Genomic DNA, 22,304 nt, shown 5'->3' on the forward strand with positions numbered 1-22,304 from the left:
TACAGTATAATCGTTTAGGCGCAACTACCGGATTCACATAACGAGGCTATTCAATGACCCGCCCGATACTGCCACATTCAACCACCATCGATCGCCGTTTTCTGCTGCGAGGCGCCGCGGCCGGCAGCCTTCTGGCATCGGTCGGTGGCGTTGCCAATGCCAAGGATACAGGCGTAGCCCTGCCGTCGGTGGTGCAACCGGTGCCGATGAACCATGTGCGTCTTCTGCCGTCGCCTTTCAATGATGCAGTCGAGGCCAACACTAAATATCTGATGTTCCTGTCGCCGGATCGCTTCCTGCACAATTATCACAAGTTCGCCGGCCTGCCGGTCAAGGGTGAGATCTACGGTGGCTGGGAATCCGACACCATCGCCGGCGAAGGGCTCGGCCACTATCTCAGCGCCCTGTCGCTGATGTATGCCCAGACGGGTAATCCGGAATGCCTGAACCGCGTCAACTATATTGTCGATGAGCTGGCCAAGGTCCAGGCGGCGCAGGGCGACGGCTATACCGGCGCCATAATGCGCAAGCGCAAGGACGGTTCGCTGGTCGACGGCAAGGAAATCTTCCCGGAAATCATGGCGGGCGATATCCGTTCGGCCGGTTTCGACCTCAACGGCGCCTGGTCGCCCTATTACAGCCTGCACAAGCTGTTCGCCGGCCTGCTCGATGCCGACAAGTACTGCGGCAACAAGAAGGCCATCGACGTCGCGGTCGGCTTCGGCGGCTATATCGAGAAGGTCTTCGCCGCGCTCGATGACGAGCAGACGCAGAAGATGCTCAACTGTGAATACGGCGGGCTCAACGAATCCTTTGCTGAACTTTATACCCGCACGAATGACCCGCGCTGGCTGAAACTCTCGCAGCGTATCTATGACAAGAAGGTGCTCGATCCGCTGAAGGCCGGCGAGGACAAGCTGGCCAATTTCCACGCCAATACCCAGATCCCCAAACTGATCGCGCTGGCGCGCCTGCACGAAATCACCGGCGATGCCTCGGACGCCAATGCCGCCAGCTTCTTCTGGCAACGCGTGACCCAGCACCACAGCTTCGTCATCGGTGGCAATGCCGACCGCGAATACTTCTTCGAGCCGGATACCATTGCCACTCACATCACCGAGCAGACCTGCGAAAGCTGCAACAGCTACAACATGTTGAAGCTGACGCGTCATCTCTATAGCTGGTCGCCGGACGCTGCCTATTTCGACTATTATGAGCGCGCACATCTCAACCATATCCTGGCGCAGCAGAACCCGAAGACGGGGATGTTCTCCTACATGATGCCGCTGATGTCGGGCACGGCGCGCGAGTTCTCCTCGCCGGAAAATGATTTCTGGTGCTGTGTGCTGACCGGCATCGAAAGCCATTCCAAGCATGGTGACAGCATCTATTGGCAGCAAGATGATACGTTGTTCGTCAACCTGTATATTCCGTCGACGTTGAACTGGGCGGCGCAAAAGGCGGCTTTCCAGCTTGATACCAAATATCCGTATGACGGCCATATCGCCTTCAAGGTGACCCAGCTAACGGGCGCCAAAACCTTCACAGTGGCCCTGCGCATTCCGGCCTGGGCGGCCTCGTCGAAAATCCTGGTCAATGGCAAGCCGGCAATGGCCAGCACGGCCAAGGGCTACGCCCTGGTCCGCCGTAAGTGGCGCGCCGGCGATGTGGTTACGCTCGACCTGCCGCTCGATCTGCGGTTTGAACATACGGCCGGTGATGAAAAGGTTGTGGCCCTGCTGCGCGGTCCGATGGTACTCACCGCTGATCTCGGCGCTGCCGAAGACAAGTGGGAAAGCGACGCGCCGGCTCTGGTGGGTGCCGACCTGCTGGCCGGCTTCACACCTGTATCGGTCGAGCAGGCGGTCTACAAAACGAATGGCATCGGTCGTCCGGGCGATATGACCTTCAAGCCCTTCTATGCCCAGTGGGAACGCCGCAACGCGACCTATTTCAGCAAGTATAACGACGCCGAATGGGCCGAGGCGCAGGTGGCCTATAAGGCCGAGCAGGCCCGCCTGAAGGACGAAGCGGCGCGGTCGGTCGATGTCATGCACCTCGGCGAGATGCAGCCAGAACGCGACCATAATCTGAAATCGGAAATCTCGTATCCGGTCATCTATCGCGGCCGCCAGGGCCGTGATGCCCGCACGCTCGGTTTCTTCTCGTTCGAGATGAATACCCAGCGCGATGGCAAGGATGTGGGGCCGTTGATCCTGCAGGCGACCTACTGGGGGTCGGAAAACAACCGCGTGTTCGACATTCTGGTCGATGGCGTGGCCATCGCTCACGAACGCCTGACCGGCCGCCAGCCCGGCGCCTGGATCGATGTAGATTACCCGATCCCGCTGGAACTCACCAAGGGCAAGGCCAGGGTGACGATCAAGTTTGATCCGAAGGAAGGCAAGACCGCCGGGCCGGTCTTCGGGGTCAAGCTGTTTACCGCCGCGGCAGCCGGCGGAACGAAAGCCTAAAATAGATGCCCGCCATTTTCGGATGGCGGGTTTTTTCAGACTTCGTCTTTGCGCGAGGCCAGAATGCAGAGCAGAGTGATCACCGAAGCCGCCAGCAGGTAATAACCCACATAAGCCAGGCCATAATGGCCCTGCAGCCAGGTGGCGGCATAGGGTGCCAGTGATGCGCCGACAATGCCCGCCAGATTGAAGGTCATGGAGGCGCCGGTATAGCGCACACTGGTGGGGAAGGGGGCGGCGAGCGCCGTGCCGATCGGAGCATAGGTCATGCCCATCAGCGCCATGGCGATGACCGCGAACAGCAGGATGCCGGATTCGCTGCCGCCCAGCAGGACCGGCAGCAGGAAGGAAAAGGCGCCGATCAGGATAGTAGTGCCTATCAGCACGGCGCGGCGGCCGAAGCGCTCCGAAAGCTTTCCAGATAACGGAATGAAAATACCGAACGAAATCGAACTGAAAATCTGGATCGCCAGGGCGTCGAGGAACGGGATATGCCGGACCTTGACATTGTAGGACATCAGGTAGGCGGTAGCGATATAGAACAGCACGAAGGTCACCATGGCGACAAAGGTGCCGAGGAACAGGCTGCGCTTGTGGCTGCGGAAAATCTCGGCCAGCGGCACCTTGACGCGCTCCTCGGTATCGATGGCCTTCTGGAATTCCGGCGTCTCGGTGATCGACAAACGCATCCACAGGCCAACGGCGATCAGCAGGATCGACGAAATGAAGGGAATGCGCCAGCCCCAGCTCAGCAGCGCGTCCTGCGAGATGAAGTGCAGCAGCACCCAGAAGATACCGGAGGACAGGAAAAGCCCAACCGGGGCGCCCAGTTGCGGGAACATGCCGTACCACGAGCGCTTGCCTTCGGGGGCGTTCTCGGTGGCCAGCAGGACCGCGCCGCCCCATTCACCGCCGAGGCCGAAGCCCTGGCCGAAACGACAGAGCGACAGCAGCAGCGGCGCGAATACGCCGATTTGTTTGAAGCCGGGCAGGAGGCCGATCACCACGGTCGAGATGCCCATTGTCAGCAGCGCGGCCACAAGGGTTGCCTTGCGGCCGATGCGGTCGCCAAAATGGCCAAAGACCATGGCGCCAATCGGCCGGGCAAAGAAGGCGATCGAGAAGGTGGCGAAGGATTGCAGCATCGCCGAGGTCGGGTCGCTGGATGGGAAGAACAGGGTCGGGAAGACCAGCACCGCCGCCGTGGCATAGACGTAGAAGTCGAAAAACTCGATGGTCGTGCCAGCCAGGCTGGCGATCAGCACCTTGAACGGCGAATTAAGCGGCTTTGGATGGTTGGTCATTTTCTGAGGTTTCCCTTTGTTATTCTGCGCTCTAGCCCATTTTTAACTTTAGGGAAACCCCATTGCTGTGGTCAGGTCAGCCCCTTGCGCAGGAAGGCGCGGATGCGGGCCGTCAGTTCCGGGGTCAGTGGGCCGAGCGAACCTTTGTCGCCGGGCGGCAGGTGCGCCAGCGGATCCTCGCCGCCGGTAAAGACATAATAGTCGAAAAGTGTCTTCCACAGCGCCTGATGATCTTCGGGCATGTCGCGGAGAGCCAGTATGGCATGGAACAGGGCCTCATAGCCGCCGGCCGCGGCCTTTGGCGCATCGTCCCACCAGTAATTGACCAGCACATTGAAACGCGACAACGAATGGACCTGATGCCACCAGCCGTAAGGGATATAGATGGCGTCGCCGGGCTCCAGTTCAGCGGTCAGCATGACCTTTTGCGCTTCAGCAAATCGGGGATAACGCTCCAGATCAGGCTTTTCGGCATCGACCATGCTGACCGGCACGCCGCCAATGGTCCGGTCGAACGGGCCAGGATAGAGATTGACCAGTTGCTTCGGCGGAAACAGATGAAAACGCCGGCGGCCCGCCACCACGCAGGCGATATTGTGGTTCAGGTCGTAATGAGCGCGCGTGACCGTCTGGTTGCCGATCCAGATGCGCGGTTCGACATCGGGCAACAGGTCGAGCCGGTTTTCATCGGCAAACCCCGGCATATGTGTCCTTATGGGGACTGACTGCACGTAAATCGATTGTGGGGTCTCATGGGTGCGCGCGGCAATCAGCCGGTCGAGCGCCATGGCAATCGGGGCAGGCCCGTGGCGAAAATTCTCCGTGCGGGTATTGGTGCCGTAAAAGAAATTGCCGCGAATCTCGGGCGCCCCCAGATAAACACCCGCCAGTTCACCATTATCGTGCTTTTTCAGATAATCGACCAGGGCTTCGTCGGATTGCTGACCCAGGCTGACCGCCGGCCAGGCGCGGAGTGCGCCTTTTAATACGGCCGGCTTATTGCGAGCGCGAATGTCGGTGATGAAATCTTCCGGCGTAACGGACTCGAATATGGTGATGCTTGACATGGTAACCTGAAAAGGGAGGCGCGACATCTGAATTCGCTATCGGCGAGATGATCGGCAAGACACCTCATGATAGTGGTTTCCTTTGTCGCACAAAGCGAAAACGCAGTCACAAACATGACAAAAAAGTCTCACATGGCGAAAATCGGACAAATTCGTATACTTTATGTAACGTAATCGTATAATTTATAATTGACGCTTTGTAAAAGTGATGATTGTTTTCTTCCTGCGTCAAATGCGGCGGTTCTGCGGAATGCAGCCCGTGTAACGGGTAATTTGTTTGGCGCTTGCAAAAGGGATTCACGATGAAAATAAATAAAAGAGCGCTGATTATGACCGGGGTCGCTCTGACAGCCCTCGGTTCCGCACTGGCCATCACGCCGGCATTCGCGCAGGATGCGGCACCTGCGGTAGATGACGCGCAGGCCACTACGGTTGTCGTGACCGGCACGCGTATCCGCCGTCCCAACCTGAAGAGCGCTTCGCCGATCACCACGGTGGATACCAAGGAAGTCAAGCTCCAGGGCGCGATCGCCGTGGATTCGTTCCTGAAGGCACTGCCGCAGATCGAAGCCGGCAACAATGAAAACCAGTCGAACAATTCCGATGGTACGGCGGGGGTCAACCTGCGCAGCCTGGGCGGCAACCGTTCGCTGGTCCTGATCGACGGCCAGCGCTTCCTGCCGACGCTCGGTGTCGACCTCAATTTCATTCCGTCGTCGCTCGTGGAGCGCACGGACGTTCTCACCGGTGGCGCCTCATCGGTTTATGGTTCAGACGCCATGTCCGGCGTCGTCAACTTCATCATGCGCAAGCGCCTGAATGGTATCAAGTTTGATTCGCAGTACAGCATTTATCAACACACCAACGACGACGATTATCTGCGTGGCATACAGGAAGCCAAGGGCATCACCCCGGCTAAGAAAAATGTCTGGGATGGTCAGAAATACGATTTCAACATTTCGTTCGGTTCCAATCTCGAAGATGGCAAGGGTAATGTCACCGGCTATTTCGGCTATCGTAAAATGGAAGCCGTACGCCAGGACGCACGCGACTATTCGAACTGCGCGCTCGAATTTGATGATCCCGATGGTTCGACCTTCCGCTGCGGTGGTTCCAGTTCGCACGCTTTTGGCCGCTTCCGTCCTCTGACGATCACAATGGATGACGGTACGGTCATCGATTCTCCGGGCAAGAATACGGATTATGCCAACTCCAAGGACGGCTCGAAAACCTGGGTTCCCAATGATCCGTCGTTCAACTACAACTATGCGCCGGACAACTATACCCTGCGTAATTCCGAGCGTTACAATGCCGGCTTCTTCGCCAACTACAAGGTCAACGAGCATGTTGAAGCTTATGGCAGTTTCATGTTCATGGACGACCACTCGGTCAGTCAGGTGGCGCCTTCGGCCATCTGGGCCGGCCGCGCCTTTGACGTCAACTGCGATAACCCCTTCCTGAGCGCGCAACAAGGCGCCATTCTCTGTGGTGCCGCCTATGGCACGGACGCGGTCGCGCAGACCCAGGTCGTCTATCGCGCTGCCACGGGCCCCGGTCGTCGCAACGACATGCGTCACACGGACTATCGTCTGGCCGGCGGCTTCCGTGGCGCCATAAACGATGCCTGGAGCTATGACGCCAGTTATATGTACGCCACCACAATCGGTCAGTTTAACTACCAGAACGACATCAATCAGGACTTGGCGGCGCAGGCTCTGATGGCGGTGATGGATAACGGTACGCCGGTCTGTATCGACCAGTCGAAGGGCTGTAAACCGATCGACGTTTTCAGCGCCAACGGACCTTCGGCGGAAGGTCTTGAATTCATCTATGCGCCGACCTTCACGCGTAACGAACAAAGCATCAATGTCTTCAACGCCTTCGTCAGCGGTGACCTGGGCAAGTACGGCATCACCTCCCCTTGGGCGGATGATGGCGTCGCTGTCGTCCTCGGTGTTGAAAGCCGCAAGGAAGCCATTGACGAGAAGCGGGACCAGACGCAGTTGGATGCCGAAATTCCCGAGGCACATGGCAAGATCTGGGCCGACGAATACTTCACCGAAGTGGAAGTGCCGATTGTCAGCAACAAACCGGGCATCAAGTCTCTGAATGCCTCGCTTGGTTACCGCAGCTCTACCTATAATTCGGAATCTCCGACGGCCAAGGGCGAGGAAAAGAAGACCGAGACCTATAAGATCGAAGGCCGTTATGCGCCCACGAGCGATATCCTGTTCCGCGCCAGCTACAACAAGGCCATGCGCGCCGCCAATGTCAGCGAACTGTTTGCGTCACAGCAGGTCGGTAACGTCGGCCTGATCGATCCCTGCGCCGGCCCGACCCCGGCCAAGTCCCAGGCAGAATGTGCCCGCACCGGCGTTACCGCAGCCTGGTACGGCCATATCGAACCCACGCCGGCCGATGTCGGTTCCGGTCTTGGTGGCGGTAATCCGGACCTCAATCCTGAAGAAGCCAAGACAACCACCTATGGCCTGGTCTTCACGCCGCGCGGCTTGCCGCTCGCTGTCAGTCTGGACTACTACAAGATCCGTATCGAAGGTTATATCGGCACGGTCGATCCTCAGGTTGCCGTCAGCCAGTGCGTAAATACCGGCGACTCATTCTACTGCGGCCTGATCGTGCGTAATCCGGTCACAGGCGCGCTGTTTGGTTACAACAAGGCGCTGGGTGGCTATGTCATCAACACCAACATCAACACCGGTTTCCTGGAAACCACGGGTGTGGACGTCAGTGCGACCTACAGCCTGGAAACGGCACAGGTATTCGGCCACGATTACGGCAGCCTCAACTTCTCGCTGGTCGGCACCTACCTGAACTCGCTGGAAACCGAAGTGCTTCCGGGCCTCGGCTCCTATGACTGCACCGGCCTGTTCGGCGGCGCCTGTGGTCAGCCCAAGCCGAAGTGGAGGCACAATCTGCGCACCACCTGGGCGGTTCCGGGTGATCGCGTCTGGGCGCCGACCACGGTTTCGGTCAACTGGCGCTACTTCGGTAAGGCCGAACTGGCCACCAATACCGACGACCAGTACCTGACCGGTACCAAGTCGACCCGCAATGCCGAGATCGAAGCCTATAACTATATCGATCTGGCCATGACAAAGAACCTGCCGCACGGCCTCGTGCTGCGCGCCGGTGTCAACAACCTGTTCGACAAGGATCCACCGGCCATCATGGGTGGCCTGTTGGTCCAGAACGGCAACGGCAATACCTACCCCAGCACCTATGATCCGCTGGGCCGGATGTTCTTCCTTGGTCTGTCGACCTCTTTCTAAGCGTGTAAGTATCTGAGCGTACCCAGGGGCGTTGTCGGTTCAGGCCGGCAACGCCCTTTTTTTGACCATAAGGAGCCTTCATGCCTGTCCGTTTTGACCGCCGCGCCTTTCTCATGGGCTCCACAGTGGCCGCTGTAGCCGCCCCTGCCTTTGCCGAACCGGCGCTGGCTGGGCCGATATTCATACCGGCAGATGATGCGCCGGTGACGGGCCACGCGAAGCTGGCCGAATTCGACGGCTGGATCGTCTATGAAGACCAAGACCGGCGCGACGGCGTCATCACCTTCGTTAAAAGTGATCAGGCGCTGGTATTGCCTAAGCGGCTGGAAGCCTGTTTCGATGATATCACGCCGCCCTATCTCGGCCTGGCACTGAAGGACATCTGTCTGGCCGATGCCGACCTGCTTGCCGACAGGCTGCTGGCTGGCGGTGGCGATCCCGATCCTGAAGAGGTGCGCCGCGCGGCGCCGCCACTGGGCTGGAACTACACGCCGGAGGGCCTATACACCCGCATGGCCTGGACCAATTTTGTCGGCACGCGCCAGCAGGGCGACACCATGCCGGTCTTCCCGAATGGCCGCACGCGCGGCTACCGGCCGGAGCACGCCTTTCCGGAATTGCAGGGCGACGACATGGCGAAAAAGCGCTGGGAAGGGCTGCTTGGTGGCTGGCTGCCGGCGATCCACAAGATCATCGAGGTGTCGCCGACGCGCTACTACGACCTGCTGGTCTTTGCCGATGTTAAAGCGCCCGACGCCCTGCTGGTCCAGACCTGGCACCGCACGATCCAGTATGACAACGGCAAGCCGGTGAAGACGGCCTTTGGCTATTCCTATGCCGCCTATCCGCCGCGCCGGACGGAACCGGCCGCCGCCGATTTCTACAAGGGGCTGTTCGATTTTGCCGCCTACTGGCAGAATGAGGTAAGGGATCAATGCGTCCTGACCGTCCCCGACAAGGCGCTGGGCGACATGGTCAGCCACGCCTTCGCCAAGGAACTGATGACCCGGCCGCAGGGCGTCTATCCGAAATACGGCGTGGTCGATCGTGATTATTTCGGCCCGGAATATGATGGTTTCCAGGATATCCTGACCTCGTCGCTATATACCAACCTCGAATGGGGCCGTTTCGATCAGGCTAAGGCGGTGCTCGACAACTATTTCAATGACTTCACCGCAGCAGACGGCATGATCAATATGCGCGGGCCGGAAACGCCGCAATTCGGCCTGACCCTCAGCCTGTTGGCGCGTTATTTCGCCTATACCGGCGATGTGGCGACCCTGCGCAAGCACGCCGGGAAGATCGCCAATACCGCGGCCATCCTGACCGAAATGCACGACCTCAGCCTGAAGAAGCCTGCCGATGACGCCGGTTTCGGCCTGATCGATGGCTGGAGCGAATCCGATGCCTGCCTGCATCCCGATCCGACCCTGTGGTGGAAGCCGTACTGGAATAATTCCGCCTTTGCCGTGCGCGGCTGGCGCGATATCGCCCGCGTCTGGCAGATGATTACGCCGGACCAGGCGGCGCTGGCGGCCGATTGGAATCGCCGGGCCGATCAGCTTCAGGCGCAACTGGTGAAGACCCTGCGCGCGAATGTCCGCAAGGATCTGACGCCGGCCTATGTCGCCGTCCTGCCGGGAGCGAAACTGACCCACCGCGAAGCCTATGCCGAGGCGCGGGAGAAGAAGCAGCGCACCGAACAGGGCTGGGCGCATCGCGTTTACGCCGAAATGCTGCACGCCGATGTCCTGCCGGCTGACCTGGCGCAGACGGTGATCGATGGGGTACGCGGCCATGGCGGCACCTGCATCGGCGTGGTCGCCAATATCGCGCCGGCTAATGAAACCTCGCGCAGCCAGCTTGGCTTTATCTCCTACGGGTATGCCCAGCAGCTTCTGCGTTCCGGCCGCATCGAGGAATATCTGCTGTTCCTGCATTCACACCGGTATCATTCGCATACGCCGGGCACCTGGGTGGCGGGTGAAGTGACGGGCATAGATGGTGACCTGCCGCTCTATTGCGTCCCGGCACAGCTCACCATTCCGAAACTGGTCCGCTGGATGCTGGTGTTCGAAGCCTCGGATAGCGAGACGCTTTATCTCGGCAAGGCCATTCCGCGCCAGTGGTTCGCCTCCGGCCAGCCAATCCGCATCGAGGGCGCGCCCACCCGCTGGGGCAGGGTTGACCTGGCTCTGCAGGGTGTTGGCGAAAAGGTAACCGGAAAGGTGACATTCCACGGCGAAGGACGGCCGGATGAGGTGCAACTCAGCCTGCGCCTGCCTGAGGGCATAAAGGTAAAAAGCGTCCGGCTTGGTGGCAAAACCGTAAAGCTGGCCGGCGATATAGTGAGCTTCAAACCGGGCAAGCACGCGGAACTTACTATAGAGGTCAGTCTTGCCAAACCGGCTCTGACCGCCTGACGCCAGTTAGTTCTTCTGAGTTCGGCGGTTCTCACAGGATAACAATTTCGTTTTCGGCTCATTTTCAGCAAAGAAAGGAAGATTTTACTTAAGGGGTCGTGGCAAGCTGACAAAAAAAGCCGACACAGGGAGTGCAGTCAGATGCCGGATAAGACGCGTCTTCAGCTTTATATTCCCAAGCCGCAGGCGCGGCCGGGGGAACCCGTGAACTTCGATGGCCTGGTGGTGCCCGAAGCCGGATCGGTGCGCCGTCCGGAACCGCTTGGTTGCGAAGCCGATATGCGCGACATGCCGTTCTCGCTGGTGCGGGTGCTCGATGAGGAAGGCCATGCTGTCGGCCCCTGGGCGCCCGATCTGTCGCCCGATCTGCTGCGCAAGGGGCTGCGCGCCATGCTTCAGACGCGCCTGTTCGATGATAAGCTGTTCCGTCTCCAGCGCCAGGGCAAGACCAGTTTCTATATGAAATCGACTGGCGAGGAGGCCATCGGCGCGGCGCAATCCCTCATGCTGGGGCAGGGAGACATGTGCTTCCCGACCTATCGCGTCCTGAGCTGGCTGATGGCGCGCGATTACCCGCTGATCAATCTTGTCAACCAGTTGTTTTCCAATGAAAAAGACCCGCTGAAGGGGCGCCAACTTCCGGTGCTCTATTCGGCGCGGGAGTACGGCTTCTATTCGCTCTCCGGCAATCTCGGCAGCCGCTTCGGTCATGCGGTCGGCTGGGCCATGGCCTCGGCCTACAAGAATGACGACAAGATCGCGCTCGGCTATGTCGGCGAAGGCACGACCGCTGAAGGTGATTTCCACGAAGCCCTGACCTTCGCCGGCGTTTATCGCGCCCCGGCGATCCTGTGCGTCACCAATAACCAGTGGGCGATCTCGACCTTCGCCGGTATTGCCAATCCGCGTGATACCACCTTCGCCGCCAAGGCCATCGGCTACGGCATTCCCGGCCTGCGGGTCGATGGCAATGACTTTCTGGCGGTCTGCGCGGCGACGCAATGGGCGGCCGAACGCGCCCATGCCAATCTCGGTTCGACCCTGATCGAGTTTTTCACCTATCGTGCCGCCGGCCATTCGACCAGCGACGACCCGACCAAGTACCGGCCGGTCGACGAGCCGGTCCACTGGCCGCTGGGCGATCCGATCGTGCGGCTGAAAACACACCTGATCACCATCGGCGAATGGGACGAGGCGCGTCATGAGTCCCTGACCGCCGAACTGACGGAAGAGATCAATGCCGCCGTCCGCGAAGGTGAGGCGGTGGGCACGCTGGGCCAGTCCAAGCCGCCGGTGGCCGAGATGTTCGAAGGTGTCTTCAAGGAACCGGACTGGCGCGTGATCGAGCAACGCAAAGAGCTGGGGGCATAAACATGGCCAGCATGAACATGATCCAGGCGCTCAATAATGCGCTCGATATCACGCTTGCCGGCGATCCGGATACCCTGATCTTTGGCGAGGATGTCGGCTATTTCGGCGGGGTTTTCCGCGTTACCGACAAACTCCAGGAAAAGCACGGCCTGACCCGCTGCTTCGATGCGCCGATCAGCGAGGGCGGCATTATCGCCGCGGCTATCGGTATGGGCGCTTATGGCCTGCGCCCGGTGGTGGAAATCCAGTTTGCCGACTATATCCTGCCGGCCTATGACCAGCTCGTTTCCGAGGCGGCGCGCCTGCGTTACCGGTCGGGCGGCGAATTCTGGGCGCCTCTGACCGTGCGTTCGCCCTATGGCGGCGGTATTTTCGGTGGCCAGACACACAGTCAGTCGCCGGAAGCTATCTTCGCCCACATCACCGGCCTCAAAACGGTGATCCCGTCCAACCCCTATGACGCCAAGGGGCTGCTGATCGCCGCCATCGAATGCGATGATCCGGTCGTCTTCCTGGAGCCCAAGCGCATCTATAACGGACCGTTCGATGGTCGTCCCGACCAGGCGATGAAGACCTGGGCGGGCCATAAGGACGCCGAGGTGCCGGAAGGCCACTACACAGTGCCGCTCGGCAAGGCGGCAATCACCCGACCGGGCAGCGAGGTGACGGTGCTCGCCTACGGCACCATGGTGCATGTGGCGCTGTCGGCGATCGAGGAAAGTGGTCTTGATGTCGAATTGATCGACCTGCGCTCGATCGTGCCGCTCGATATCGACACCATCACGGCCTCGGTGAAGAAGACTGGGCGTTGTGTTATTGTCCACGAAGCCTCGCGCTTCAGCGGTTTTGGCGCCGAGCTTTCGGCCCTGATCCAGGAGCGCTGCTTCTATCACCTGAAGGCGCCGATCGGCCGGGTCTGCGGCTGGGATACGCCTTACCCACACGCCTTTGAATGGGACTATTTCCCCGGACCTGCCCGCATTATCCGGGCGCTCAACTCTGCCATGGAGAACTGATATGGGCCTCTATCTCTTCCGTCTGCCCGATGTCGGCGAAGGCGTGGCCGAGGCGGAAATCGGTGCCTGGTATGTCAAGGCCGGTGATGTCGTGAAGGAAGACGCGCCGCTGGTCGATATGCTGACCGACAAGGCGTCGGTCGAGATCACCTCTCCGGTCACCGGCACGGTCCTGGCTATTCATGGCGAAACCGGTGATTTCGCGCCGGTCGGTTCCGTTCTGGTGGAGCTGGACGTGGCGGGCTATGGCGAAGCGGCATCTGCCGGGGCAGCAAAGCCTGAAACAGTGCCGGTACAAGCCGAAAAACCGGCCTCCGCAGCTTCAAAACCTGCGCCTTTGGCGGCGCCGGCTACGCGTCACCGCGCCGATGAGATGGGGGTTCCCCTGTCGTCCGTGACCGGTACGGGACCGGAAGGGCGCGTCCTGCCTGAAGATCTCGATGCCTATGCCGAGCCGGAAATCGCCCCCGTCACGTCCGATGGCGTGACCGAAATCCGCATTGTCGGCCTGCGCCGCAAGATCGCTGAAAAAATGCAGGCATCCAAGCGCAATATCCCGCATTTTGCCTATGTCGAAGAATTCGACATGACCAACCTGGAAGGCTTGCGCCGGGAACTGAACGACAGCCGCAAATCTGATCAGCCCAAACTGACCTTGCTGCCCTTCTTCATGCTGGCCGTGGTGAAGTTGCGTGCGGAGTTTCCCAATGTGAATGCGCGCTATGATGCCGATGCCGGCATCCTGCGCACATATGATGCCGTCCATATGGGCATTGCCACCCAGACGGCGAATGGCCTGGTCGTGCCCGTGGTCCGTCATGTCGAAAGCCTCGACCTGTGGGGCTGCGCCCGCGAACTGTCACGCGTCACCCAAGCCGCCCGTGATGGTACGGCCAGCCGCGAAGACCTCAGTGGTTCGACCATCACCCTGACCAGTCTGGGCACGCTTGGCGGTATAGCGGCGACGCCGGTGATCAATGCGCCGGAAGTGGCGATCCTCGGCCCCAACAAGTTGGTCGAACGGCCGGTGGTCCGGGACGGTCAGGTGGTGATCCGCACCTTGATGAACCTGTCGTCTTCCTTCGATCATCGGATCATCGACGGCTTCGACGCGGCCTCATACGTCCAGCGCCTGAAGCGTCTGATCGAAAAGCCGGCCCTGCTGTTTATCGCTTAAGGCAATCCGCCCGTCAGATAGTCGGCGAGGGCAGCGGCATTATTGTGCGCCGGATCGTGCGCCGCGAAGAGAAGCGTGGTTTTTCCACTCTTTACCAGGTCGCGCAGCATCTTTACGGTTTCGGGACTGGCGTCGAGTTCCGCGGCATAGCGGGCGCGAAACGCCTGCCAGCGCGCCGGATCGTGGTTGAACCATTTGCGTAGTTCTGTCGTCGGCGCCACATCCTTCAGCCAGACGTCGACCGCGGCCTTTTCCTTGCTCAGGCCACGCGGCCATATGCGGTCCACCAATAGGCGCTGACCATCTTCCGGTTCCGGCGGTTCGTAGACGCGTTTGATATTCAGGGACATGCGGCGCTTTCCTGGTGAGGTCGCAATATATCCGGTTTGCCGATGCGTGACTCGCTTCAAATTGAAATGAATTGGACTGATATGGCGGTCTGATATATTTACGAATCGATTTTACACTTGGCGGACGACGGGAACTCAAGGTTCATGGCGGCGGATAATCAGAAGCTCTATCAGAATATTATCGCGGCCCTGCAGGCGGACATTGCTGCGGGACGATTCCGCGAAGGCGACCGCCTGCCACCGGAACGGGTTCTTGTCGAGCGTTTCCAGGTTAGCCGCCTGACCATCCGCGAAGCCATGATTGGCATGGAAATCCTGGGCCTGGTTGCCGCCAGGCGCGGATCGGGCGTCTATATCACGGCGCCGCCGGCAAATGGTCTGGCTACCAGCGAACTGGATATCGGCGCCTTCGAACTGACAGCGGCCCGGCGCGTGGTCGAGGGGGAGACGGCAGCTATCGCGGCCACCATGGCCATGGATGAAGAAATCGCCGAACTTGAGACGATTCTCAACCGGATGATCGACGAGAATAATGCCGGCGAGACCCTGACGCATGATGAGGCGGCAGACCGTGAATTCCATCTCGGTATCGCCAGCGCCACGCAGAACGATGCCCTGTATTTAGTGGTCAAGACCCTTTGGGAGGTGCGCGAGCGTTCGCCTCTGGCCATGGAAATGCTGCGACGCTCGCGTTCGGCCGGGGTCAAGCCGCTGATCGACGATCACCGGGCCATTATCGATGCCATTGCGGCGCGCGATCCTGACGCCGCACGTAATGCGATGCGCGATCACCTGGGGCGGGTTATCGAAAACCTGCTGGTTGTGACTGAAACGGATGCGATCAACCGCGTCCGTGATGAGACGGCCCGCCTGCGCGGACAGGCCGGCCTGGGGAGATAAACTGTGGTTCTCCAGGAATTGCAGCTTGTTTCGCAGTCCTGCCCTGTGTATATTGATCAGATAACTTTGTCAGACCAAATCAGCCAAGATCAGCCAAGTCCATATCCATGCAATTGAATAAAATCACCAGCGAGCCAGTCCATTCCAGTTCCGCGATTATCCGGGCGGCACGCGTTATCGTCACCTCGCCTGGGCGTAACTTCGTCACCCTGAAGATCGAGACCGACCAAGGCGTCTACGGCATTGGGGATGCCACGCTGAACGGCCGCGAATTGTCGGTCGTCTCCTATCTCCAGGATCACGTTATCCCCAACCTGATCGGCAAGGACGCCCAGCGCATCGAGGATATCTGGCAGTTCCTTTATCGCGGCGCCTACTGGCGGCGCGGTCCGGTGACCATGTCTGCGATCGCGGCGGTCGATACCGCCCTGTGGGACATCAAGGCCAAGCTGGCGGGAATGCCGCTTTACCAACTGCTCGGCGGCCGCTCGCGTGACGGGGTGCTGGTCTATGGCCACGCCAATGGCTCCGATATCGAACATACGGTCGATGAGGTTGGGCGGTATATGAGCCTGGGCTACAAGGCGATCCGGGCGCAATCGGGTATTCCGGGCGTCAAGGGGGCCTACGGTGTCGGGCGCGGCGATATGTACTACGAGCCCGCCGACGGCACCCTGCCGACCGAAACCCTGTGGAACACCAGTTCTTATTTGAATTTCGCGCCGAAGCTGTTCGAGAAGCTGCGTGACGTCCATGGCTTCGGTATCGAACTGCTGCATGATGTCCACCATCGCCTGACGCCGATCGAGGCCGGGCGCCTGGGCAAGGATCTCGAACCTTACCGCCTGTTCTGGATGGAGGACGCGACGCCAGCCGAAAACCAGGAAGCCTTCAAACTGATCCGTCAGCACACCACGACGCCGCTGGCTGTCGGTGAGATTTTCAACACCATCTGGGACTGCAAGGATCTGATCCAGAACCAGCTTATAGACTACATCCGCACGACAGTGGTCCATGCCGGCGGCATTACCCACCTGCGCCGCATCGCCGATCTCGCCTCAATGTACCAGGTGCGCACCGGCTCGCACGGCGCCACCGACCTGTCACCGGTGTGCATGGGCGCGGCCCTGCATTTCGATACCTGGGTGCCCAATTTCGGTATTCAGGAATACATGCGCCACACGCCGGAAACGGACGCCGTCTTCCCTCACGATTACCAGTTTGAGGATGGCTACCTGAAGGTCGGTGATACACCGGGCCATGGCGTCGATATTGATGAGGCCCTGGCGGCGAAATACCCCTACCAGCCCATGCAACTGCCCGTCGCGCGTCTGCAGGACGGGACGATGTGGAACTGGTAGGACACAAAGCGCGCCGCGGCCGATAAAAGGCTTTGGCGCACGGTTTTTCTTGTCTAGTATGCTTTGAAAATACGCATTTCCTTAAGGCAAGACAGCATGACCGGCGAAAACGTCAATCCGATCCCCAATCTCCTGACCGGTGTGCGCCTGGTATTCGGTGTCGTTATCTTCGTGCTGCTGGCCGGCATGGCGGGCGGGATTCCATTCCTGAACGCCCAATCGGACATGCTGTTCGGGATGCAGCGCTGGAGCGTCTACGTATTTATCATCGCCGCCCTGACTGATTTGTTTGATGGCATTCTGGCCCGCAAGCTGCACGCCGAAAGCCAGTTGGGCGCCATTCTCGACCCGATCGCCGACAAGATCCTGGTGTGCGGCACGATCCTGGGCGTTTTCGCCATACATTCGGGTGATCCGTGGTTCGCCCTGCCGGCGGCCTTTATTCTGTTTCGTGAGTTCGCCGTCAGTGCTTTGCGCGAAACGGCGGCAGCCAAGGGCGTCAAGGTGCCGGTCAGTTTCCTCGGCAAGGTCAAGACGACCATCCAGCTTATCGCGCTGGGCGTTTTGCTGTTCGCCGATGCCTGGTCGGCCTTCGGTTTGCAGCCTGATGGCTCGACGGCTGTTTTGATGACCGGCTATGCGCTGGTGTGGATCGCGGCGATCATTTCGCTATGGACGGGCATTGCCTACTTCATCGCCGCCTGGAAAGACCTGTAAACCTTGCCAGTGTTCGAATGCGGACAATTTCAAGGCGCGGCTTTAACACAACAGATTGCAACGGCAACCTATGTTACGCCGATTTAATTAGACCTTTATCGAAAACTTATAGATGTTGCCATCATCGTGCATTGCGCACCTAAAAGTGGTAATATGTCCCTAGCTCTATCAACTCTGATTTATGAATGGCGACGGTATCTGGCGGCCGTGATCGCCCTGGCCGTTGCCGGGCTGCTCGTGCTGGCCATGACCGGTATGTTCATGGGCATGGCCCTGTCTTTCACCGCTACGGTGGACAAGTCGCCCGCCCAGATACTGATCCTGCCGCCTCAGGCGGAAGGATTGTTTGGCGATTCCGGCCAGCCGCGCCGCATGATTCCGATGGTGTACCAGCATCCGGGCGTGGCCGAAGTTCAGCCTATGATCATGAACTGGGCCATGTGGTCGAACTTCCCCAAGGATGGCCAGCCGGCCAAGGGGGACGGCGTGCGCGTTGTCGTCGTCGATCCGGTCAAGGGCGCGGTGACCCTGCCTAACGATTTTTCGGATGCGACCATTGAAGCCCTGAAAGAACCGTTCGCCGTCATTCTCGATCGTACGAGCCTCGGTAAGCTGGGCGTTCAGGTGGGTGACAAGGCCAAGATGAATGGCCGCACCGTCACCGTGGCCGGCGTGGTCGATGGCTATCCCAACATGTTCAACACGCAGGTCTTCACCTCTTACCAGACGGCGAAGCTGATCTATGTCGCCGATGATGGTCCGCGCGTCGGGCCGCTGTTGGTCAAGCTGAAAGACCCGACACGGGCCAAACAGGTGGCGGCCGAACTGAATGTCATGGGGGCCGGCCAGTTCAAGGCCTGGACGCGTGAGGAGTTATCCAAGAGTTCGCAAATGGGGATGATGAAGGAAGGCGGCATCGCCATCATGGTCGGATTCATGGCGCTGGTTGGGGTATTTATCGGCATCGTCATCACCTGGCAGACCCTCCAGGGCGCCATCCTGGCCAATATCAAGGAGTTCGCAAGCCTGCGCGCCCTGGGCGTATCGATGGGGGAGTTGCGGCTTATCATTATTGAACTGAGCTTCTGGGTTGGCGTGGCAGGACTTATCCTGACGGTGGTGCTCATCAGCGGCGTTGCCATGCTGGCCAAGGTGGGCGGCGTGCCGATGGATTTCCCGCTCTTCCTCGATATCCCGGTCGCCATCATGCTTATGATCATTGCCATCCTGTCGGGCCTGTTCTCGCTCGGCATCCTGAAAAAGAGCCAACCCGCGGACCTGCTAAGATGACCGGTAAACTCGCACTGAACGCCATCGGCCTGTCCAAGGGCTACAAGATCGGCAAGCTGAAACAACAGGTTCTCAAGGGGGTCGATTTCACTGCCTATCACGGCCAGGTCACCATGGTGATGGGGCCTTCGGGCTCCGGCAAATCAACGCTGATCGCCGCGCTTTCGGGGCTGATGAAGCCCGACGAGGGCGAGGTCATCGCGCTGGGCGAAAACCTGTGGAAGAAGAAGCGCGGCAAGATCGACAGGTTCCGCCTCGATCATTGCGGCTTCATCTTCCAGGGCTTCAACCTGTTCCCGTCGCTGAATGCCACTCAGCAGGTCGAGCAGGTGCTGAAGTACCAGAAGGTGAAAAAGCCCGAAGCGCATCGCCGTGCTGTCGAGGTGCTGGGTTCGGTCGGACTGGATCACCGCCTGAAGCAGAAGCCCTCCGAAATGTCGGGCGGGGAAAAGCAGCGGGTCGCCATCGCGCGTGCCTTGTCCAAGATGCCGCAACTGATCTTCGCGGATGAACCGACATCGGCGCTCGATTCGGTCAGCGGCCAGGTGGTTATCAAACTGCTGCATCAGGCGGCCAAGGAGCGGGGCGCGGCCGTGGTCGTCGTGACCCATGATCCGCGTCTTGAAGCCTATGCTGACCGCGTCATTCACATGGAAGACGGCAAGATCCTGAGCGACACCATGATCTCCGAACCACCCGTCATCGCTTAAATTTTTGAAACAGAGAAATACAATGTCTCGTAAATTCACCGCCTCAACGGCAATTGCTTTTGGTCTTCTGACCCTGACGGGTTTTTCGCTTACCGCCTGCCAGAAGCCGGGCGCACCCGGCGGCAGCCAGGCGGCTGCGGCCAAGGCGCCGCCGTCGCCCTACGCGGCCATCGCGGCTGGCAAGGTTGATGTCGACGGCGGCGTGGTCGAAGTCGCCGCCCGCCGCGCCGGCATCGTCGAGCAGGTCTATGTCCAGGAAGGTGATATGGTCACCAAGGGGCAAATTCTGGCCCGCCAGGAAGACGAAGATACGCTGTTGGCGGTAAATAATGCCCGCGCTTCGGTCAATCAGGCCCAGTCGGCCCTGGCCCTGACACAGGTCCAGATCCGCACCGCCCAGCGCGAATATGACCGTCTGGAAAAGCTGGCGCCGACCAATTTCGTGGCCCAGCAGAAACTGGATCAGGCGCGTGATGCCATCGACAGCGCCCGCGCCACACTGGAGGCCCAGCAGGCCGCCGTGGCGGTGGCGCGCTCGCAACTGGCCCAGGCGGAATATCAGCAGGACCTGACCATTATTCGTGCGCCGATGGATGGCAAGATCATCCGCCGCTATGCCAATCCTGGCGCAGGCGCATCGACCCTGAACGTGTCGACTATGTTCGACCTTGAGCCGGCCATTCCGCACATCATCCGCTCGGAAATCGTCGAAAGTTCGATCCCCGATGTCAAGGTGGGGCAGGAAGCTGAAATCATTCCGGAAGCCGATCCGTCGAAAATCTATACCGGCAAGGTCATGCGTATCGCCGCCACCTTTGGCGCACGCAAGCTGAAATCCGACGGTGGCAATGAGGCCAGCGATGAACGCGTGGTCGAGGTCGTGGTTTCGGCCGATAATACCCCCTTCCTGATCGGCCAGCGCGTTCTGGTCAAGTTCATGAAGCCGGGCGAAAAGGCCGGTATCAAGCGCGAAGCGCCCAAACCCGCTACGCCGGCCAAGACCTAAATTTTAACGGTTAGGTGGTAAAGAGAAGGGGTGAAACCCTTCTCTTTTGCCATGCCGCGCAGCCATCATGCGACCGATGTCCAGCCCAGGGCCGGCGGCGCCAGCCTGGATGTGCTGCGCTTCCTGGCGGCCAGTTTTATCCTGCTGTTCCACTACGGCAGCACGGCGCCGGTTGATCTCGCCAGCCTGTTCCCGATCTTCAAACAGGGCTGGCTGGCGACGGATTTCTTCCTGTTCCTCTCAGGTTATATTCTGTCGCGCGCCTATGGCCAGCGGTTGGTGACCTCGCACATGCGCCGCACGCACTTCTTCCTGCGCCGGTTCGCCCGCCTGTGGCCGTCGCATATTCTGGTACTGCTGGCGTTCGGTGCCTTTGTTATCGCTTGCTCGGCGGCTGGTTTCGCGCCTAACCATGCTGAAAAGTATGGCGCCGCGGATTTCTTTGCCCAGGCCTTCCTGGTTCACGGCTGGGGCATGATGCACGCGGAATCGTGGAACACCCCGACCTGGACACTGTCGGTCCTGCTGGTCTGCTACGCCTTGTTCAGCCTCTATATTCCCTATGTCTACAAACGCGGCCTGGCGGTAATGATCGGCCTGTCGGTCGTTGTTCTCCTGGCCGCGCATGGCCTGGCACTGACGCTTGCGCACCACGCTTTTGTCGATCTGCCGTTTAGCTGGGCGCTTCTGCGTGCCATTCCGCTGTTCCTGCTGGGCAATCTGATCGAGCGTATGACGGCGGGCTTCAGGGTATCGAAAGCGGTTTTCTGGATTAGTCTGGCCGGTGCATTCGTAGCTATCAGCGGCCTGTGCCTCCTGCCGCGCAATTCCGCGATCGACAGCCTTATTCTTGTCCTGTTAGGGAGTGTGCTGGCGGTTTCGGGCGGCGTCACCTTCCACGAAAATATCGTTACCCACCGGATGGGCCGTGCCTCTTTCGCCCTTTTCCTCACCCATTCGCTGGTCGGGGCCGTGTGGTTCGGCATCAGTCCGAAACTGATCGCGCATTTCGCGCTGAACGCGCCAATGCAATGGGGACTGTGGGGCGCGGGCGTTTTGGCGGCCGTTACCGTGGCCTTCCTTTTCGATGCCCTGGTCGACAAGCCACTCAGCCAGTGGGTGTCAAAGCTTTCCTTCGTCAAGGGCGGTATCTAAACCTAGAAAATATCGCTAAACTCATGTCGGTCGGAGGTGAGCCGCTTGGAGGGGGCATGAAGAAACTGGCGCGGATTATCGCAGGCGGGGGACTGCTGATTGGCCTGATCGGGCTGATACTGCAATTCGCCCTGACAATCCCGGCCTCAATGGCGGCGGGCCGCAGTTTCGGATTGTCGGTCCTGTTCTATTTTTCGTTTTTCACCATCCTGTCCAATATCGCCGCCGTGATCAGCCACGCGGCGCAGTTGCTGCCGGCGACTCTGTTGCCCTGGTTCCACCGACGCAGCACAGGCGGCGCGATCACCACGCTCATGCTGGTCGTGGGCATCGTCTATCATTTCATCCTGGCACCGCTATGGTCGCCGCAGGGCTTGTTCCTGGTCTGCGATGTGATCCTGCATTACGTCACCCCGGGCCTGATGGTTGCCTGGTGGTTGGCCAGCGCCAATGGTAAGGCACGCTTCAAGACCCTGTTGTGGTGGCTGGTTCCCCCGGCGGCCTATCTGGTCTTCGTATATATTCGCTGGGTCTTCGTGCACGAGGTGCCGTATCCCTTTCTCGATCCGGCCCTGACGCGGCAGGAACTCATCAGCGGCATTACCGGCATTGTCGTGCTGTTTCTGATTGCCGGACCGGTCGTGGTGATTACCGACAAGATCGCAGGCTGGGTAAAGCGCCAATACGGCTAAA

General features: G+C 59.7%; 17 protein-coding genes. 14 read left to right on the forward strand and 3 right to left on the reverse strand.

The window, feature by feature from the left end; translation table 11 throughout:
- The first annotated feature begins 53 nt into the window (after nt 1-53).
- Nucleotides 54-2,474, forward strand: coding sequence for a beta-L-arabinofuranosidase domain-containing protein (locus tag ACTHND_RS00630; protein WP_440175288.1), 2,421 nt, complete (start codon nt 54-56; stop codon nt 2,472-2,474).
- Nucleotides 2,475-2,509: 35 nt separating this feature from the next.
- Here ACTHND_RS00630 and ACTHND_RS00635 read toward each other — a convergent pair whose 3' ends face one another.
- Nucleotides 2,510-3,778, reverse strand: coding sequence for an MFS transporter (locus ACTHND_RS00635; protein ID WP_440175290.1), 1,269 nt, complete (start codon nt 3,776-3,778; stop codon nt 2,510-2,512).
- Between the two features lie 71 nt (nt 3,779-3,849).
- Complete coding sequence (locus ACTHND_RS00640) at nt 3,850-4,845, reverse strand: cupin-like domain-containing protein (protein WP_440175291.1); 996 nt, start codon at nt 4,843-4,845, stop codon at nt 3,850-3,852.
- Between the two features lie 329 nt (nt 4,846-5,174).
- On the opposite strand from ACTHND_RS00640, the gene ACTHND_RS00645 reads away from it, so the two are divergent.
- From ACTHND_RS00645 to ACTHND_RS00665, 5 genes are all read left to right on the forward strand, one after another.
- Nucleotides 5,175-8,135, forward strand: coding sequence for a TonB-dependent receptor domain-containing protein (locus ACTHND_RS00645; RefSeq protein WP_440175293.1), 2,961 nt, complete (start codon nt 5,175-5,177; stop codon nt 8,133-8,135).
- Nucleotides 8,136-8,215: 80 nt separating this feature from the next.
- On the forward strand, nt 8,216-10,558 hold the full coding sequence (locus ACTHND_RS00650; protein ID WP_440175294.1) for a Tat pathway signal protein: 2,343 nt from the start codon (nt 8,216-8,218) through the stop codon (nt 10,556-10,558).
- A 141-nt stretch (nt 10,559-10,699) separates the two neighbouring features.
- Nucleotides 10,700-11,929, forward strand: coding sequence for a thiamine pyrophosphate-dependent enzyme (locus tag ACTHND_RS00655; RefSeq protein WP_440175296.1), 1,230 nt, complete (start codon nt 10,700-10,702; stop codon nt 11,927-11,929).
- Nucleotides 11,930-11,931: 2 nt separating this feature from the next.
- On the forward strand, nt 11,932-12,945 hold the full coding sequence (locus ACTHND_RS00660; RefSeq protein WP_440175297.1) for an alpha-ketoacid dehydrogenase subunit beta: 1,014 nt from the start codon (nt 11,932-11,934) through the stop codon (nt 12,943-12,945).
- 1 nt (nt 12,946) lies between these two features.
- The gene (locus tag ACTHND_RS00665; protein WP_440175298.1) at nt 12,947-14,122 is read left to right on the forward strand and encodes a dihydrolipoamide acetyltransferase family protein; all 1,176 of its coding nucleotides are present in this window, start codon (nt 12,947-12,949) and stop codon (nt 14,120-14,122) included.
- On the opposite strand, the gene ACTHND_RS00670 is transcribed toward ACTHND_RS00665, so the two are convergent.
- Nucleotides 14,119-14,472 carry a DUF488 domain-containing protein gene (locus ACTHND_RS00670; protein WP_440175299.1) on the reverse strand — a complete coding sequence of 118 codons (354 nt, stop codon included), beginning with the start codon at nt 14,470-14,472 and terminating at the stop codon, nt 14,119-14,121. The genes ACTHND_RS00665 and ACTHND_RS00670 overlap by 4 nt on opposite strands.
- A gap of 144 nt (nt 14,473-14,616) precedes the next feature.
- Here ACTHND_RS00670 and ACTHND_RS00675 point away from each other — a divergent pair, with 144 nt between their 5' ends.
- The 8 genes from ACTHND_RS00675 (at nt 14,617) to ACTHND_RS00710 (ending at nt 22,303) form a co-directional block, all read left to right on the forward strand.
- On the forward strand, nt 14,617-15,372 hold the full coding sequence (locus tag ACTHND_RS00675) for a FadR/GntR family transcriptional regulator (RefSeq protein WP_440175300.1): 756 nt from the start codon (nt 14,617-14,619) through the stop codon (nt 15,370-15,372).
- Nucleotides 15,373-15,479: 107 nt separating this feature from the next.
- A complete protein-coding gene (gene manD, locus ACTHND_RS00680) occupies nt 15,480-16,733 on the forward strand; it encodes a D-mannonate dehydratase ManD (protein ID WP_440175301.1) in 1,254 nt (417 codons plus the stop codon).
- A gap of 96 nt (nt 16,734-16,829) precedes the next feature.
- Nucleotides 16,830-17,450 (forward strand): CDP-diacylglycerol--glycerol-3-phosphate 3-phosphatidyltransferase, encoded by a 621-nt coding sequence (gene pgsA, locus ACTHND_RS00685; RefSeq protein ID WP_090644840.1) that lies wholly within the window; start codon nt 16,830-16,832, stop codon nt 17,448-17,450.
- 153 nt (nt 17,451-17,603) lie between these two features.
- Nucleotides 17,604-18,740, forward strand: coding sequence for an ABC transporter permease (locus tag ACTHND_RS00690; RefSeq protein ID WP_440175302.1), 1,137 nt, complete (start codon nt 17,604-17,606; stop codon nt 18,738-18,740).
- Nucleotides 18,737-19,450: an ABC transporter ATP-binding protein gene (locus ACTHND_RS00695; protein ID WP_440175304.1), complete on the forward strand. Its 714-nt coding sequence runs from the start codon at nt 18,737-18,739 to the stop codon at nt 19,448-19,450. The genes ACTHND_RS00690 and ACTHND_RS00695 overlap by 4 nt, the downstream gene beginning before the upstream one ends.
- Before the next feature lie 22 nt (nt 19,451-19,472).
- Nucleotides 19,473-20,456, forward strand: coding sequence for an efflux RND transporter periplasmic adaptor subunit (locus ACTHND_RS00700; RefSeq protein WP_440175306.1), 984 nt, complete (start codon nt 19,473-19,475; stop codon nt 20,454-20,456).
- 30 nt (nt 20,457-20,486) lie between these two features.
- Entirely contained in the window at nt 20,487-21,611 is a 1,125-nt protein-coding gene (locus tag ACTHND_RS00705; RefSeq protein ID WP_440175308.1) for an acyltransferase family protein, read from the forward strand.
- Between the two features lie 56 nt (nt 21,612-21,667).
- Nucleotides 21,668-22,303, forward strand: a complete 636-nt coding sequence (locus tag ACTHND_RS00710) for a Pr6Pr family membrane protein (RefSeq protein ID WP_440175309.1) — start codon at nt 21,668-21,670, stop codon at nt 22,301-22,303.
- The last annotated feature ends 1 nt before the right edge of the window (nt 22,304 follow it).

It is taken from the genome of Asticcacaulis sp. (assembly GCF_051954415.1).
Classification (GTDB): Bacteria; Pseudomonadota; Alphaproteobacteria; order Caulobacterales; family Caulobacteraceae; genus Asticcacaulis.

Coding starts and splice junctions, on each gene's coding strand:
- manD (WP_440175301.1), top strand. CDS start 15,480: ATGCAATTGAATAAAATCACCAGCGAGCCAGTCCATTCCAGTTCCGCG.
- ACTHND_RS00665 (WP_440175298.1), top strand. CDS start 12,947: ATGGGCCTCTATCTCTTCCGTCTGCCCGATGTCGGCGAAGGCGTGGCC.
- ACTHND_RS00690 (WP_440175302.1), top strand. CDS start 17,604: ATGTCCCTAGCTCTATCAACTCTGATTTATGAATGGCGACGGTATCTG.
- ACTHND_RS00700 (WP_440175306.1), top strand. CDS start 19,473: ATGTCTCGTAAATTCACCGCCTCAACGGCAATTGCTTTTGGTCTTCTG.
- pgsA (WP_090644840.1), top strand. CDS start 16,830: ATGACCGGCGAAAACGTCAATCCGATCCCCAATCTCCTGACCGGTGTG.
- ACTHND_RS00635 (WP_440175290.1), bottom strand. CDS start 3,778: ATGACCAACCATCCAAAGCCGCTTAATTCGCCGTTCAAGGTGCTGATC.
- ACTHND_RS00655 (WP_440175296.1), top strand. CDS start 10,700: ATGCCGGATAAGACGCGTCTTCAGCTTTATATTCCCAAGCCGCAGGCG.
- ACTHND_RS00630 (WP_440175288.1), top strand. CDS start 54: ATGACCCGCCCGATACTGCCACATTCAACCACCATCGATCGCCGTTTT.
- ACTHND_RS00675 (WP_440175300.1), top strand. CDS start 14,617: ATGGCGGCGGATAATCAGAAGCTCTATCAGAATATTATCGCGGCCCTG.
- ACTHND_RS00640 (WP_440175291.1), bottom strand. CDS start 4,845: ATGTCAAGCATCACCATATTCGAGTCCGTTACGCCGGAAGATTTCATC.
- ACTHND_RS00650 (WP_440175294.1), top strand. CDS start 8,216: ATGCCTGTCCGTTTTGACCGCCGCGCCTTTCTCATGGGCTCCACAGTG.
- ACTHND_RS00660 (WP_440175297.1), top strand. CDS start 11,932: ATGGCCAGCATGAACATGATCCAGGCGCTCAATAATGCGCTCGATATC.
- ACTHND_RS00670 (WP_440175299.1), bottom strand. CDS start 14,472: ATGTCCCTGAATATCAAACGCGTCTACGAACCGCCGGAACCGGAAGAT.
- ACTHND_RS00645 (WP_440175293.1), top strand. CDS start 5,175: ATGACCGGGGTCGCTCTGACAGCCCTCGGTTCCGCACTGGCCATCACG.
- ACTHND_RS00710 (WP_440175309.1), top strand. CDS start 21,668: ATGAAGAAACTGGCGCGGATTATCGCAGGCGGGGGACTGCTGATTGGC.
- ACTHND_RS00695 (WP_440175304.1), top strand. CDS start 18,737: ATGACCGGTAAACTCGCACTGAACGCCATCGGCCTGTCCAAGGGCTAC.